This window comes from Mycolicibacterium xanthum, from assembly GCF_019710635.1.
Taxonomy (GTDB): domain Bacteria; phylum Actinomycetota; class Actinomycetes; order Mycobacteriales; family Mycobacteriaceae; genus Mycobacterium; species Mycobacterium xanthum.
Map to the genome: position 1 here is coordinate 93,877 of NZ_JAIFZS010000044.1, position 14,589 is coordinate 108,465.

Genomic DNA, 14,589 nt, shown 5'->3' on the forward strand with positions numbered 1-14,589 from the left:
TCAGCTGTCCCTGAGCTTGTTCAAGATCCTGCGCAGCTCGGCCAGATCCCGGTCCGACAACACCGCCAACGCCTCGGGCGCCGGGTCGTGCACGGCGTCGATCCCCTGCACCGCCTGCCGGCCGGCATCGGTCAGTGACACCACCTTGCTGCGCCGATTGGACGGGTCGACCCGGCGGATCACCAGACCGCGGTCCTCGAGATCGTTGACGGCGACCGTGGCCGCGGGCGCATCGATCGTCGCCGCGGCGGCGATCTGCTTGACCGTCATCGGAGTCCGGTTGAGCCGCCGCAGGATCCGGATTCGGCTGAACGGTAGGCCCGACTGCTCGACGACCGCCCGTTTCCAGCTGTCACGGTTCTCGATGACGAATGCGGCCAGGTCACGCCAGACGTCGTCGCCCGCCGACCCGTCATCGGGCATGTGCACCCTCCAGTCGCGCAGCTTCGCCGGAGATCAGCGGCGCGAGGCGCTCGGCCGAGCGCACCCCCCGGGACGACGTCGCGTACAGGCCCAGTCCCAGGATCCCCAGGCCGAGAACGACACAGATGAACCACATCGGGCGGGCGGCCGCGGCGATGTCGGCGCCCAGCGTCGCCATCGCAACACCGGCCACCGAACCGCACAGCGCCACACCGATGCTCACCCCCACCTGCCTGCTGGTCGACGTCACCGCCGAGGCTGCGCCGGCCCGGTCGAGCGGCATGCCGCTCACCGCGGCGTTGGTGATCGGAGCGTTGACCATCGAGAACCCGACGCCGAACACCGCGAAGACCACCAGCATCTGCCACACCGGCGTCGCCGCGGTCAGGAACGTCAGCATCGTCGCGGCCGCCGAGATCAGCACGCCCGCGGCGACCAGCGACGGGCGGGCCCCGAAGCGGCCCACCAGCCGGCCGGACAGCGGCGAGAACAGCAGCGCACCGATCGCGATCGGCAGGTAGATCAGGCCGGTGTGCATGGCCGAGAACCCGCGCTGGCCCTGCAGATACAGCGACATCATGAACAGGAACGCACCCCAGGCGGCGAAGGCGCTGACCGCGCTGACGGTCGCCGCCGTGAACGGGACGCTGCGGAAGAACCGCAGGTCGAGGAACGGGTCGGGGCGGCGGGACTCATAGTGCAGGAACGCGCCGAACGCGACGGCCGCCAGGACCGCGACGGCCACCACGCGGGGATTGGTCCAGCCGAGTCCGGGACCCTCGATCAGGGTGTAGACGACACCGAACAGGAACAGCACCGCCAGCGCCTGCCCGACCGGGTCGATGTTGCGCATCGTCGCGGACTTGGACTCCGGGACGAACACCGCGGTCAGCACGATCGCGGCGGCGCAGATGGGCAGATTGATCCAGAACACCGAGCGCCAACCGATGGATTCGATGAGCAGGCCGCCGACGATCGGGCCCATCGCCATCGATATCCCGACCACGCCACCCCACACCCCCAGCGCGCGGGCTCGCTCGACACGACCGACGAATATCTGCGAAATGATCGACAACGCAACGGGGTTGAGCATCGATCCGCCGATGCCCTGGAGCAGTCGCGCGGCGATCAGCGTGTCGATGGTCGGGGCGAGGCTGCAGGCCAGCGATCCGACGGCGAAGATCGTCAGCCCGATCTGGAACACCCGCCGACGACCGAACCGGTCCCCGGTGGCCCCGGAGAGCATCAGCAGCGACGCCAGCACCAGCGTGTAGACGTCCACCACCCACTGCATCTGCGCGGACGTGGCGCCCAGATCGGTGCGGATCGACGGGATCGCTACGTTGACGATGGTGGCGTCCATCGACACGATGAGCAGGCTCAGGCAGCAGGAGACCAGGATGACGGCCTTGCGCCTGGGCGTCGTCGTGTCGACGGTGTCAATCACACAACAATTGTGAAACTACAACTGTCTGAAATGCAAGCGGCACAGGTGTGACGCTGACGACCGGCGAGCGCACGGAAACTGCCGCCAATCGCGGCGCGTCGGCGTGCAGACATGCACGCTCGCGGGAAAGAAAGTCAGCGGGAGTCGAGGCCGACGTAGTCGCGCTCGGTGTACCCGGTGTAGATCTGGCGGGGCCGCCCGATCTTGTTGGGCTCCCCGTGCATCTCCCGCCAGTGCGCGATCCAGCCGGGCAGCCGTCCCAGCGCGAACAGCACCGTGAACATCCGGGTCGGGAAGCCCATGGCCCGGTAGATGACGCCGGTGTAGTAGTCGACGTTGGGATACAACTTGCGCTCGACGAAGAAGTCGTCGGTCAGCGCGATCTCCTCGAGCGACTTGGCGATGTCGAGCAGATCGTCCTGCACGCCGATCTTGCCGAGGATCTTGTCGGCCTGCTCCTTGACGATCCGGGCGCGCGGATCGTAGTTCTTGTACACCCGGTGACCGAAGCCCATCAGCTTCACGCCGTCCTCGCGGTTCTTCACCTTCTTGACGAAGGACGCGACGTCGCCGCCGTCCTTGCGGATCTTCTCCAGCATCTCCAGCACCGCCTGGTTGGCGCCGCCGTGCAACGGGCCCCACAGCGCGTTGATGCCGCCCGAGATCGACGTGAACAGGTTGGCCTGCGACGAACCCACCAACCGCACCGTCGACGTCGAGCAGTTCTGCTCGTGGTCGGCGTGCAGGATGAACAGCATGTCCAGCGCCCGCACGATCTCGGGGTCGACCTCGTAGGGCTCGGCGGGGAACCCGAACGTCATCCGCAGGAAGTTCTCCACCAGCGTCAGCGAGTTGTCCGGGTACAGGAAGGGCTGACCCTCGGACTTCTTGTAGGCATAGGCGGCGATGGTCGGCAGCTTGGCCAGCAGCCGGATGGTGGACAACTCGACCTGCGTGGGGTCGAACGGATCCAGCGAATCCTGGTAGTAGGCGCTCAGCGCGTTGACCGCGCTGGACAGCACGGGCATCGGGTGCGCATTGCGGGGAAAGCCGTCGAAGAAGCGCTTCAGATCCTCGTGCAGCAGGGTGTGCCGCTGGATCTGGGTGGTGAACTTCTCCAACTGCACCTTGGTGGGTAGCTCGCCGTAGATCAGCAGGTAGCTGACCTCGATGAACGTCGACTTCTCGGCGAGTTGCTCGATGGGGACGCCGCGGTAGCGCAGGATGCCGGCGTCGCCGTCGATGTAGGTGATCGCGCTCTTGGTGGACGCGGTGTTGACGAAACCGCCGTCGAACGTCGTGTATCCGGTCTTGGCCAGCAGCGGCCCCAGCGCGATGCCGTCGGCTCCCTCGGTGGCCTTCACGATGTCAAGTTCGAGCTCGCCACCCGGGTACTTCAGTACGGCGTGCTCCTGCCCGGCTTCGGCGTTTTCGGCCACTGGGATCCCTTCGGTGTCTATCGGTCAATCCGAGGTCACTGAGTCTGCCTACAGAAGGTAGTCCCATTCCCGCGGTCATGCCCGCGGGGGGCGGGCTGTTCGCTCAGACCGGTCGCAGAGCAGCGAATTCGTCGACCAATTCGGCGTAGGCGGCCTCGAACATCGCCACCAGGCGCTCGATGGTCAGGTCGGCGGCGGCGGTCACGCTGTCCATCACGTCTCTGAGCGTGGTCATCAGCACGGCCCCCCACACCGCGGCGACCAGCTTGACCCTGCGATCGTCGACTGTGGCGCCCATCCGTCGGGCCAACACCCGGTCGACCGAGGTCGCGCGGTACTCGAGCACCGCCTGCCGCAGCGCGCCCGAGGAGACGACGATCCGCACGATCTGCAGCAACCGGTCCGATGTCAACCCACCCGCGGTGGCTTTCCTGCTGCGCTCGGCCATCGCGATGTAGGCGCGCCGCAAGGCTTCGAAGTGGCTGATCTCGGGCGGCTGTCCGGCGAGCTCGACCGCCGCCTGCTCGATCACCTCGTCGATCAGCGCGATCGCGATCGCATCCTTGGAGGCGAAGTAACGGCTGAACGTCCGGGGCGAGACGTCGGCGATGGCGGCGATCTGGTCCACGGTCGTTTCGTCGAAACCCTGCTGCTCGCACAACCCCACGGCCGCGTCGATAAGGGTGGCGCGGGTGCGGCGCTTCTTGCGTTCCCGCAAGCCCAGCTCGGGCTCCCCCCTCACCATGACCACGTCAGGATGCTAGTCCCGGAGGTTGTGAATTTCGTGAGAATCGGCTGTGGCCGGACAGTCGGTCACCGGGCGGAAATGCCGGCGGCGGTCGGCCGGCGGCGACCCGGTACCGCGAACACCCTGCCCGCGGCCGGGGCGGACGGTTTCCGGTCACTCAGGGCTGCAGCCGCTCGACGACGCCATCCCGGACACGAATCCTGTTGTGCACCCGGTTCTCCCGGCCCTGCCAGAACTCGACGACCTCCGGCGCGATCAGGTAACCGCCCCAGTGCGGCGGCACCGGCACCTCGTCGACACCGGCGAACCGCTCGGTGACCTCGGCGAGCCGATCCAGCAGCGCAACGCGGGAGGCGATCGGCCGGCTCTGCTGCGAGGCCCACGCCCCGAGTTGGGACCCGCGCGGGCGCTGGGCCCAGTAGTCGGCCGTCTGCTGCGCAGACACCTTGCTGACCGGCCCGCGCACATGAACCTGGCGTCCCATCGCGTACCAGGGGAAGGTCGCCGACGCGTAGGGGTTGGCCGCCAGCTGCTCGCCCTTGTCGGAGTCGTAGTTGGTATAGAAGGAGACACCGGACTCATCCACGCTCTTGCACAGGACCGTGCGCGTGACCGGCCTACCGTGGCCGTCCACGGTGCCGACGACCATCGCGTTGGACTCCGCCACCCCGGCCTGCTGGGCCTCGGTCATCCAGGCGTGCAGCAAGGCGACCCAACCCACGTCCAGCCAGTCGGCGTCCAGGTCGCTGCTGCCGTCCTTCTCCACCGATCCGTACTCGACCCGCATCCGTGCGAGGTGATCAGAAGTACCCACGGACCAACGCTACGCCCGGGGCCCCACTGCCTGCTCAGCTACCGGACCCGGGTGCAAGAATCGGCCCATGACTTTGGTGCCGAAGGATTTCGCCCCCGGGCTGGCGGGTGTGGTGGCGTTCGAGACCGAGATCGCCGAGCCGGACAAGGACGGTGGGGCACTTCGCTACCGCGGCGTCGACATCGAGGACCTGGTCGCCCACCGGGTCACCTTCGGCGACGTGTGGGGCCTGTTGGTGGACGGCCACTTCGGAAACGGGCTGCCCCCGGCCGAGCCGTTCCCACTGCCGATCCACAGCGGCGACGTCCGGGTCGACGTGCAGGCCGGGCTGGCGATGCTGGCGCCGATCTGGGGCTATCGCCCGCTGCTGGACATCGACGACGACACCGCCCGCGACCAGCTCGCGCGCGCCTCGGTGATGGCACTGTCCTATGTCGCGCAGTCCGCGCGCGGCATCTACCAGCCCGCGGTGCCGCAGCGCACGGTCGACGAGTGCCAGACCGTGACCGCTCGCTTCATGACCCGTTGGCAGGGCGACCCGGACCCGCGCCACGTCGAGGCCATCGACGCCTACTGGGTCAGCGCCGCCGAGCACGGTATGAACGCCTCCACGTTCACCGCGCGCGTCATCGCGTCCACCGGCGCCGACGTGGCCGCCGCACTGTCCGGCGCGATCGGCGCGATGAGCGGCCCGCTGCACGGCGGCGCCCCGGCCCGGGTCATCCCGATGATCGAGGAAGCCGAGCGCAGCGGTGACGCCCGGGGGGTGGTCCGGGGCATCCTGGACCGCAACGAGAAGCTGATGGGCTTCGGGCACCGGGTCTACCGCGCCGAGGACCCACGGGCGCGGGTGCTGCGGGCGACCGCCAAGCGCCTGCACGCGCCGCGGTACGAGGTGGCGGCCGCGCTGGAGCAGGCGGCGCTGACCGAGCTGCGCGAACGCCGGCCCGACCGGGCGATCGAGACCAACGTGGAGTTCTGGGCGGCGGTGATCCTCGACTTCGCACAGGTCCCGCCGAGGATGATGCCGGCGATGTTCACCTGCGGCCGCACGGCTGGCTGGTGTGCCCACATCCTCGAGCAGAAGCGGCTGGGCAAGCTGGTGCGGCCCTCGGCGATCTACGTCGGACCCGAGCCGCGCAGCCCCGAGTCCGTCGAGGGCTGGAACCTGATCAACCGGACATGACCCCGGCCCGATCGCGGGAGGTGTTCACCGCCGCGGCGGAGAGTTTCGCGGAGCTGGTCCGGCTCGTCCCGGAATCGAGCTGGCAGGATCCGGGCCTGGGCGACTGGTCGGTGCGCGACCTGGTCGGGCGCACGTCGCGCTCGCTGATCACGGTCAGCACCTACCTGCAGACCGAGGCGCGCCGCGAGGACGTCGACGGTCCGGCGGGGTACTACGTGGCGATACAGGAGGTCACCGCGGGCCTGGGCGCCGCCGCCATCGTCGAACGTGGCCGCCGGGCCGGCCGCGAGCTGGGCGCGGACCCGGTGGGCGCCGTGGACGCCCTCGTCGCCAGGGCGCTGGCCGATCTGGCCGCGGTCGACGACCCGCTCATCGAGGTGATCGGCGGGCTGGGCATGCGGCTGAGCAACTATCTGCCGACCCGCACGTTCGAGCTGGCCGTGCACGGCCTGGACATCTCCCGCGCGATCGGCATCGAACACCGCCCGCCCGCCGAGGTGCTGGCCGACGCCGCGGCGCTGGCCGCGCGCATCGGGGTGGCGCTGGGCAGTGGGCCCTCGGTGCTGCTCGCGCTGACCGGCCGCACCGGCCTACCCGGCGGCTTTTCGGTCGTCTGAGCCGATGAGTTTCCCCGCGCCGACCGGTCAACACGAGTGACCGGCGCAACCGCGACCGGAACACTCTCGAGCTGAGGAAGACCCATGGCGATCGACAACACCCCGATGCTGGTACCGCACCTCGTCGTCGGCGACGCCGCCGCGGCGCTGGACTTCTACGCCCAGGCGTTCGGCGCCGAGGAGATGGCCCGCATACCCGGCCCCGACGGCAAGCTGATGCACGCGGCGATGCGGATCAACGGGGCCATGTTGTTCCTGAACGACGACTTCCCGGAGTTCAACGACGGAAAGTCGAGCACCCCGACCGCGCTGGGCGGCACCCCGGTGACGATCCACCTGCACGGACCCGATGTCGACGGCCGGTTCCAGCGGGCGCTCGACGCCGGTGCCACCGTGGTCAACCCGTTGGAGGACCAGTTCTGGGGGGACCGCTACGGCATCGTGCGCGACCCGTTCGGCCACCACTGGTCGCTGGCCGAGTCGGTGCGCGACGTCGACATGGCCGAGATCATGGCCCAGATGGGCGGCGCGGGCTGACTCCCTCGCTCAGCGCCGCAGCCCGGCCAGCAGGCGCTGGTGCAGCGGCGGGGTCTGGGCGGCGGCCGCGACGTCGAGCATCTCGGCGACCGAGGCGAACTTGTCCCGCGGTCGTACGGAGCCGCCGCGGGCCACCTCGGCGTCGTCGATGGCCTTCCATCCAGCGGCGTCGATCACCTCGGGCCGACGTTCACGGACGAACCGGTCCAGCGTCGACGACCTGTGCACCGGGGCGGCCAGCAGTCCGTCGTTGTAGTCGGCGACCAGGTTGCGCACCGTCTGCGCGGCGCAGGACTTGTTGGTGCCGATGAACCCGGTCGGGCCCCGCTTGATCCAGCCCGCGACGTAGCTTCCGGTCACCGGCGCACCCGAGCCCGGGTCGACGACCCGGCCGCCGTCGTTCGGGACGATCGCGGCGTCGGTGTCGAACGGCAGGCCGCCGATCGGCTTGCCGCGGTAGCCGATCGAGGTCAGCACCAGGCCGGCCGGGATCCGCTGCACCTCGTCGGTCCCGGTCACCGTGAACTCGATGCCGGTGACGTGCGAGCCGCCGAGGATCCGCTGCGGGCTCAGACCGTAGGCCAGCCGGATCCGCGGAGTGGTGACCGGAGCCGACGCGTCCCCGAGCTTGGCCAGGATCTCCAGCTTGTTGCGGATCAACTGGTCGGTGGCCTCGGCGAGGTCGGCGACCACCCGTGCGTGGTCGCCGGCGCTCAGCACCACCTCGCAGGCCGACGCCAGACCGATCAGTTCCGGCAGCGTGAACGCCGACGCCGCGGGCCCGCGGCGGGCGACGATCACCACCTCCTGCACTCTCGAGTCCCGCAGCGCGGCGAGCGCGTGGTCGGCGATGTCCGTGCGCCCCAACGTATCCGGGTCGGTGGTCAGGATGCGCGCGACGTCGAGGGCGACGTTGCCGTTGCCGACGATGACGGCCCGGTCGCCGGACAGGTCCACCGGCAGGTCGCGGAAGTCGGGATGCCCGTTGAACCACGCGACCACCTCGGTGGCGGTCGAGGTGCCGGGCAGGCCGATGCCGTCGATGTCGAGGCGGCGGTCGTCGGAAGCACCGACCGCGTACAGCACGGCGTGGTGTCGGGCGAGGAGCTCGTCGTGGGTGAGGTCCGATCCCACCTCGACGTTGAGGTAGAACCGGAACCCGGACCGGGCGGCGATCTTGTCGAAGAGCCTGGTCACCCTCTTGGTGGTCTGGTGGTCGGGCGCCACGCCCGCGCGGACCAGGCCGTAGGGCGTCGGCAGCTTCTCGAAGACGTTCACCCGCACACCCTGCTGGGTCAGCAGCTCGTCGGCGGCGTACATCGCTGCGGGCCCCGAGCCGACGATGGCGACCGTCAGCGGACCGTCGGGGCGCGGGTGCACCTCGGGCGCCTCGATCACCGGCGCCAGCTTGGACGTCGGGGGCAGCTTGCCCGTGCGTTTCGGATAGAACGCCGCGTTGAGCTCGACGAACGGGAGCTGGTCGGGCGTCAACCGGGTGTCCGGGGCGATCGCCCCGACCGGGCAGGCCGTGACACAGGCGCCACAGTCGACGCACGCCACGGGGTCGATGTAGAGCATTTCCGCGGTGGTGAAGCCGGGCTCGTCGGGCGTGGGATGGATGCAGTTCACCGGGCACGCGTAGACACACGATCCGTCGCTGCAACACGACTGGGTGATGACGTGGGGCATGGAGGTCCTGAGGGATCCGGCGCGGCAGACCGGTTACGCGGCGGGGGCCACGTGCTGGCGGGCCGGCTCGCTGCGGTAGCGGCTGGGCCTGCCGTCGATCTTGCAGATCCGCCACATCAGCTTCGCCGGCGGGTTCATCAGGCCGGTGTCATGGCAGAGCATCCGGACGTCACCGAACATGTCGCGCAGGAACTGGCGGGCGTCCGGGGTTCCGAAGAAGATCTCCTTCTTCACCGAGCGCGGGATGTCGAATTCCTTCCAGAACGCCTTGGGCGGTACCACGATCGCCTGGCAGAGCAACCGCATCACCATCGGGACGTACAGCGAGAGCAGGAATCGCTGCCGGCGGTTCAGGTTCGGCACCCGCTTGTGCAGGTATTCGTGGGCGAACGAGATGTGGCGGGCCTCCTCGGCGACATGGATCGCCATCACGCGTTCCATGATCGGGTGCAGGGCCTTGCCCTCGCGCAGCACATTCTTCTGGGTGTGGTCGATGGGCTCCTCGCCGGCCAGCACGCCGAAGAAGAACGGGATCGGCAGCGGGCCGGCCACCAGCGGGATGAACTGGGACAGCCACTTGAGCATCCGGGGCATGCCGGGCACGTCGGCGCCGATGCGGTTGACCATCTCCTGGAACATCATCGTGTGGTTGCACTCCTCGACGGACTCGTGGAGGCAGTAGCGGTACTCGGGAGAGCCGTTGGGCACCCAGAACGCATAGTTCATCAGGCCCCGGATCAGGATCGACTCGAAGTGCAGACCGACCTTAGCGACGTTGGCCTGGCGCCACATGCCGATCTCGATCTGGCGTCCGCGCGGCTGCGACCGGTACCAGGCGTGCTTGCCGAGCGGGTCGGTCGCGGGCAGGATCCAACGCTCATCGTCGGGCGTCACGGCAAATTCGGGCGAGTCCCAGTCGATGTCGGTGTAGGGATTGAAGTTCCGCCGGACCGATCCCTCCGACAGGGTGTTGAGGGTGTCGACGTACTCGGTGTCGTCGACGACGTCCATGTTGTTGCGCCAGCGCCGTATGACGCGCGTCCTGGCGGTCTTGACAGCCATTGCAGCCTCCCGTGCCGGTTTACATTCGTCTGCGCTGTGTCCAGTAACAGTACCCACGGTCCCAGGAATTAACCAGGGACTTCGCACAGGTGTGTTCCCGTTCGGTAGTCCACGTCACATGTGCTGTGGATCACTTCTACGGAGTCCGGTCGTCGGCCCGCTCACCCGCGGACCGGCACCCCGACGGCCGGTCTTAGGCTTGTCACCATGAGCCAGAGCACCCCGACCTCACTGGTCATCCCGCCCGAGCTGAAGCCCGTGGACGGCAGGTTCGGGTGCGGACCGTCCAAGGTCCGGCCCGAACAACTGCAGGCGCTGGCGGCGGCCGGTCACCTGTTCGGCACATCGCACCGGCAGGCGCCGGTGAAGAACCTCGTCGGGCGGGTCCGTGACGGACTTCGTCAGCTGTTCTCCCTGCCCGGGGACTACGAGGTGATCCTCGGCAACGGCGGATCCACCGCGTTCTGGGACGCGGCGGCCTTCGGGCTGGTCGACAAGCGCTCACTGCACCTGACCTACGGCGAGTTCAGCGCCAAGTTCGCATCGGCCGTCGCGAAGAACCCGTTCGTCGGCGACCCGGTGGTCATCAAGGCCGATCCGGGCAGCGCGCCGAACCCGGTGTCCGACCCGTCGGTCGATCTGATCGCCTGGGCACACAACGAGACCTCGACCGGCGTCGCGGTTCCGGTGCGCCGGCCCGCGGGCTCGGGTGACGCGCTGGTCACCATCGACGCCACCTCCGCCGCCGGCGGCCTGCCGGTGGACATCACCGAATCCGACGTCTACTACTTCGCGCCGCAGAAGAACTTCGCCGGCGACGGCGGTCTGTGGCTTGCGATCCTCTCGCCGGCAGCACTGGCGCGGGTGGAGTCGATCGCGGCGGCCGGCCGCTGGGTTCCGGAGTTCCTGTCGCTGCCCATCGCGATCGAGAACAGCGTGAAGAACCAGACGTACAACACGCCCGCAATCGGCACCCTGGTGCTGCTGGCCGAGCAGATCGACTGGCTGCTGGACAACGGCGGGCTGGACTGGGCGACCAAGCGCACCGCCGACTCCTCGGCACGGCTGTACTCGTGGGCCGAGGGGTCGTCGTTCGCCACGCCGTTCGTCAGCGACCCGGCGCTGCGCTCACAGGTCGTGGGCACCGTCGACTTCTCCGAGGACGTGGATGCGGCGGCCGTCGCGTCGGTGTTGCGCGCCAACGGCATCGTCGACACCGATCCCTACCGCAAGCTGGGCCGCAACCAACTTCGCGTCGGCATGTTCCCGGCCGTCGAGCCGGATGATGTCGGCGCGTTGACGGCCTGCGTCGACTGGGTGGTGGAGCGGCTCTAGCCGCGACCTCCGGCGGCGAGCGGCTCCAGCCGCGACCTCCGGCGGCGAGCGGCTCTAGCCGCGACCTCCGGCGGCGAGCGGCACAGCCCTGACCGACTGCCGCGTGTCACCGCGGTTACGGACTGATAACGCAGTAGGGTGACCTCCGTATCGGGCGCGGCGCCAGCCCGGAGGAGGTCGCAATGCGGGAACTCAAGGTCGTCGGATTGGACGTCGACGGCACGCGGATCATCTGCGAGACCGGCGACTCCGCGGAGAAGTTCGTCCTTCGCACCGATGATCGGCTGAGGGCCGCGGTACGCGGCGACCGGGTCGGCTCGAACCAAACCACGATCGATATCGAGGTCTCAAACGTGCTGCGCCCCAAGGAGATTCAAGCCAAGATCCGAGCCGGAGCGTCTGTCGAGCAGATCGCGGCAAGTGCCGGGGTGGCCATTGAGCGGGTCGAGCGATTCGCACACCCGGTGCTGCTGGAGCGCAGCCGGGCTGCCGAACTGGCCACCGCGGCGCACCCGGTGTTGCCGGACGGACCGTCGGTGCTGACCCTGTTGGAGACCATCTCCGCTGCCCTGGTCGCCCGCGGCCTGGACCCCGAGGCCACGACATGGGACGCATGGCGCAACGAGGACGGTCGCTGGACCGTGCAGATGGCCTGGAAGGCCGGGATGTCGGACAACGTCGCGCACTTCCGCTACTCCCCGGGCGCGCACGGCGGAACCGTCACCGCCTTCGACGACACCGCGTCCGAATTGATAGACCCGAACTTCGCGCGCCCGCTGCGGCCGCTGGCACCGGTCGCGCAACTGGCCCTCGAGGAACCGGACACACCGGTCGAGGCGCCGGGCGAGGCGCCCGAACCGGCACCGGCCACCAAGCCGCCACGCCCCCGCAAGGCTCACCCCACCGTCCCGGCCTGGGAGGACGTGCTGCTAGGCGTTCGCTCCAGCGGCGGCCAGCGCTAACAGCGCGATCCACGCACCGCCGACCCCGACCGCGGACCCCAACACGAACCAGCGCCACACCGGCACGGTGCGCCAGCCCCAGACCGTAGGTGCCAGCCCGCCGACCGCGATCAGGTTCAGGCCGACCGCCAACAGTGGATGGACACGTGCCAGCCCGATGCTGAGCACCACGATGGCCGCCGCCACCACCGCGGCGACGAACGCCGCCACGGTCAAACCCGTCGCCCACGGCGTGGAATCGTCGGTCATCGGCCCGCTGTCCGGTCGCCCACCGGCCCGAGCCTAGCCCGCTCGTAGAAGGCCAGCGCGGCGGCCGTGGCAACGTTCAGCGAGTCCGTACCGCGCGACATCGGGATCCGCACCCGCACGTCACTCGCGCGCATCGTGCGCTCCTGCAGACCCGGCCCCTCCGCTCCGACCAGGATGGCGACCCGCCGGTCCGCCAGATCGCCCATCGCATCGGCCAGCGACAACGCCGTCGGCCCCGGGGTCATCGCCAGCATTCGAAAGCCCGCCGCCCGAAGCACCTCGAGGTCTGCGGGCCAGTCGCTGGCCTTGGCGAACGGCACGAGCAACGCGTGTCCCATCGACACCCGTACCGAGCGCCGATACAACGGGTCGGCGCATCCGCTACCGAAGATCACCGCGTCGACGCCGAGTCCGGCGGCATTGCGGAAGATCGAGCCGAGGTTCTCGTGGTCGTTCACGCCCTCGAGGACGGCGACGGTGGCCGCACCGTCCAGCACCCGGGGCAGTGTCAGTTCGACCGCTCGCGGGGCGGAGGCCAGCACACCGCGGTTGAGGTGAAAGCCCACCACGTCGGCCATCACCTCGGCATCCACCCGATAGTAGGGGGCAGCGTGGCCGGCGAGGTCGCCGCGCAGCTCGGTCAGCCGACGGTCGGTGCCCAACAGGGCCCGCGGCACGAACCGGGACGCCAGCATGCGCTGGACGACGAGCACGCCCTCGGCGATCACCAAACCCTTTCCGCTGGGCAGATCGGGCCTGCGGTCGACGCTGTTGAGGTCACGGAAGTCGTCGAGCCGGGGGTCGGCGGGGTCGGCCACGTCGATGACGGCAACGTCGTTGAACGTCATGCGATTTCGTCGTGACCGGCGGCTTTCACAGCGACGAGACTACTGCGCACGCGATGGACTACGTTGAGCGGTGATGAGTTCCGACGAACCCGACGTCCGGCAGCCGCCGGAACTGCCCGCGGCCCTGCTCGCGCCGTGGCCCGTCATCGTCGTGATCACCTGCGGATGGCTCATCGCAACGGTGCTGGCGTTCACCGTCAGCGCCCTGCACGACTGGCGCCCGATCACCGTCGCCGGCCTGGGCGTCGGAGTGCTTGGCACGTCGATATTTCTGTGGCAACGTCACGCCGTGCGCCGCGGCGCCCGCGGCGCACAGCAGGGTCTCAGCTGAAGGAGGAACCATGGCAGCACCGGTGCTGCAGGCACAGATCGACATCAACGCCCCGGTGTCGAAAGTCTGGGCGTTGGTTTCCGATCTGGACAACATGCCGAGGTGGAGTCCGCAGTGCCGGTTGATGAAGCCGCTCGGGCAGCTGCGCGAAGGCGCACGGACCGTCAACATCAACCGCCGGGGCCGCCTGTTCTGGCCCACCACCAGCCGCATCACCGAATTGGTGCCCGAGCGCAAGCTGGCGTTCCGGGTCAGCGAAAACGGGACGGTCTGGAGCTACGAACTCGAACCGACCGAGACCGGCACCCGGGTGGTGGAGACCCGGCACGCCGAGAACGGCGTGAAGGCGGTGTCCAATCTGTTGGTGAACTCGCTGCTGGGCGGGGTGCCCGATTTCGAGCAGGAGCTCGTCGAGGGCATGAACGCGTCGCTGACCCGGATCAAGACCGCCGCGGAGAGCTAGAGCCAGCGAGCGGAAGCGCCTTCCAGGGCATGCCGCTGATGGCGCGGTAAGGGTGCGGCGATGCCAGCACCGCCGACCGCTCGTCCACCCGGCGGTGGCAGCGGCGAGAGCGCTGGGTCGCGACGCGGGGCCCGACCCCGGGCAGTCAGCTCGGTGGTGGGTCGGGGTCGCCGTGTAGGAGTTCGTCGGGGTGGTGGGCGTGGTTGATGCGTGGTGGGGTGGTGTCGTCGGTCCAGGCCAGGCGGCCGTTGCGGACTTCGGCGTTCCAGTGGCCGTTGGTCAGCAGCGCGTGGTCGGGTGCGCAGCCGAAGAACAGGGCGTCGGCGTCGGTGCGGCCGTCGGGGTGCCAGTCGGGGCTGTGGTGGACTTCGCAGTGGTAGCCGGGTGCTAGGCAGTCGGGGCGGGTGCAGCCGCCGTCGCGGGCGTAGCAGATGATGCG

Annotated in this window: 16 protein-coding genes and 1 pseudogene; 7 read left to right on the forward strand and 10 right to left on the reverse strand. The window is 69.2% G+C overall.

Annotated features, from left to right (window positions below):
- The 5 genes from JDV09_RS17445 to pdxH form a co-directional block, all read right to left on the reverse strand.
- Window positions 1–423 (reverse strand): MarR family winged helix-turn-helix transcriptional regulator, encoded by a 423-nt coding sequence (locus JDV09_RS17445; RefSeq protein ID WP_221370393.1) that lies wholly within the window; start codon window positions 421–423, stop codon window positions 1–3.
- Entirely contained in the window at window positions 413–1,870 is a 1,458-nt protein-coding gene (locus JDV09_RS17450; RefSeq protein ID WP_221370394.1) for an MFS transporter, read from the reverse strand. Before JDV09_RS17450 ends, JDV09_RS17445 begins: the two co-directional genes overlap by 11 nt.
- Window positions 1,871–2,004: 134 nt before the next feature.
- Entirely contained in the window at window positions 2,005–3,309 is a 1,305-nt protein-coding gene (locus JDV09_RS17455; protein WP_221370395.1) for a citrate synthase, read from the reverse strand.
- A gap of 103 nt (window positions 3,310–3,412) precedes the next feature.
- Window positions 3,413–4,060, reverse strand: a complete 648-nt coding sequence (locus tag JDV09_RS17460) for a TetR family transcriptional regulator (protein WP_221370396.1) — start codon at window positions 4,058–4,060, stop codon at window positions 3,413–3,415.
- Window positions 4,061–4,214: 154 nt separating this feature from the next.
- Complete coding sequence (gene pdxH, locus JDV09_RS17465) at window positions 4,215–4,871, reverse strand: pyridoxamine 5'-phosphate oxidase (protein ID WP_308124156.1); 657 nt, start codon at window positions 4,869–4,871, stop codon at window positions 4,215–4,217.
- Window positions 4,872–4,938: 67 nt separating this feature from the next.
- On the opposite strand from pdxH, the gene JDV09_RS17470 reads away from it, so the two are divergent.
- The 3 genes from JDV09_RS17470 to JDV09_RS17480 all read left to right on the forward strand — a co-directional run bounded on the left by JDV09_RS17470 (window position 4,939) and on the right by JDV09_RS17480 (window position 7,211).
- Window positions 4,939–6,057, forward strand: coding sequence for a citrate synthase 2 (locus tag JDV09_RS17470; RefSeq protein WP_221370397.1), 1,119 nt, complete (start codon window positions 4,939–4,941; stop codon window positions 6,055–6,057).
- Complete coding sequence (locus JDV09_RS17475) at window positions 6,054–6,674, forward strand: maleylpyruvate isomerase N-terminal domain-containing protein (RefSeq protein WP_221370398.1); 621 nt, start codon at window positions 6,054–6,056, stop codon at window positions 6,672–6,674. The genes JDV09_RS17470 and JDV09_RS17475 overlap by 4 nt, the downstream gene beginning before the upstream one ends.
- A gap of 84 nt (window positions 6,675–6,758) precedes the next feature.
- A complete protein-coding gene (locus JDV09_RS17480) occupies window positions 6,759–7,211 on the forward strand; it encodes a VOC family protein (protein ID WP_221370399.1) in 453 nt (150 codons plus the stop codon).
- Window positions 7,212–7,220: 9 nt separating this feature from the next.
- Here JDV09_RS17480 and JDV09_RS17485 read toward each other — a convergent pair whose 3' ends face one another.
- Together JDV09_RS17485 and JDV09_RS17490 are read right to left on the reverse strand one after the other, a co-directional pair.
- The gene (locus JDV09_RS17485) at window positions 7,221–8,900 is read right to left on the reverse strand and encodes an FAD-dependent oxidoreductase (RefSeq protein WP_221370400.1); all 1,680 of its coding nucleotides are present in this window, start codon (window positions 8,898–8,900) and stop codon (window positions 7,221–7,223) included.
- 33 nt (window positions 8,901–8,933) lie between these two features.
- Window positions 8,934–9,962, reverse strand: a complete 1,029-nt coding sequence (locus JDV09_RS17490; RefSeq protein ID WP_221370401.1) for an AurF N-oxygenase family protein — start codon at window positions 9,960–9,962, stop codon at window positions 8,934–8,936.
- Between the two features lie 207 nt (window positions 9,963–10,169).
- Here JDV09_RS17490 and serC point away from each other — a divergent pair, with 207 nt between their 5' ends.
- On the forward strand, window positions 10,170–11,297 hold the full coding sequence (gene serC / locus JDV09_RS17495) for a phosphoserine transaminase (protein ID WP_221370402.1): 1,128 nt from the start codon (window positions 10,170–10,172) through the stop codon (window positions 11,295–11,297).
- A 182-nt stretch (window positions 11,298–11,479) separates the two neighbouring features.
- The gene (gene sepH / locus JDV09_RS17500; RefSeq protein ID WP_221370403.1) at window positions 11,480–12,259 is read left to right on the forward strand and encodes a septation protein SepH; all 780 of its coding nucleotides are present in this window, start codon (window positions 11,480–11,482) and stop codon (window positions 12,257–12,259) included.
- On the opposite strand, the gene JDV09_RS17505 is transcribed toward sepH, so the two are convergent.
- Together JDV09_RS17505 and JDV09_RS17510 are read right to left on the reverse strand one after the other, a co-directional pair.
- Window positions 12,227–12,508, reverse strand: coding sequence for a DUF2537 domain-containing protein (locus tag JDV09_RS17505; RefSeq protein WP_221370404.1), 282 nt, complete (start codon window positions 12,506–12,508; stop codon window positions 12,227–12,229). The two genes, sepH and JDV09_RS17505, sit on opposite strands and share 33 nt — an antisense overlap.
- Window positions 12,505–13,356 (reverse strand): TrmH family RNA methyltransferase, encoded by an 852-nt coding sequence (locus JDV09_RS17510; protein ID WP_221370405.1) that lies wholly within the window; start codon window positions 13,354–13,356, stop codon window positions 12,505–12,507. Before JDV09_RS17510 ends, JDV09_RS17505 begins: the two co-directional genes overlap by 4 nt.
- A gap of 73 nt (window positions 13,357–13,429) precedes the next feature.
- Here JDV09_RS17510 and JDV09_RS17515 point away from each other — a divergent pair, with 73 nt between their 5' ends.
- Window positions 13,430–13,687, forward strand: coding sequence for a DUF2530 domain-containing protein (locus JDV09_RS17515; RefSeq protein ID WP_221370406.1), 258 nt, complete (start codon window positions 13,430–13,432; stop codon window positions 13,685–13,687).
- Window positions 13,688–13,697: 10 nt separating this feature from the next.
- Window positions 13,698–14,150 carry an SRPBCC family protein gene (locus JDV09_RS17520; RefSeq protein ID WP_221370407.1) on the forward strand — a complete coding sequence of 151 codons (453 nt, stop codon included), beginning with the start codon at window positions 13,698–13,700 and terminating at the stop codon, window positions 14,148–14,150.
- Window positions 14,151–14,295: 145 nt separating this feature from the next.
- Here the strand turns inward: JDV09_RS17520 and JDV09_RS17525 are convergent.
- A pseudogene (locus JDV09_RS17525) lies at window positions 14,296–14,589 on the reverse strand (HNH nuclease); the annotation flags it as partial.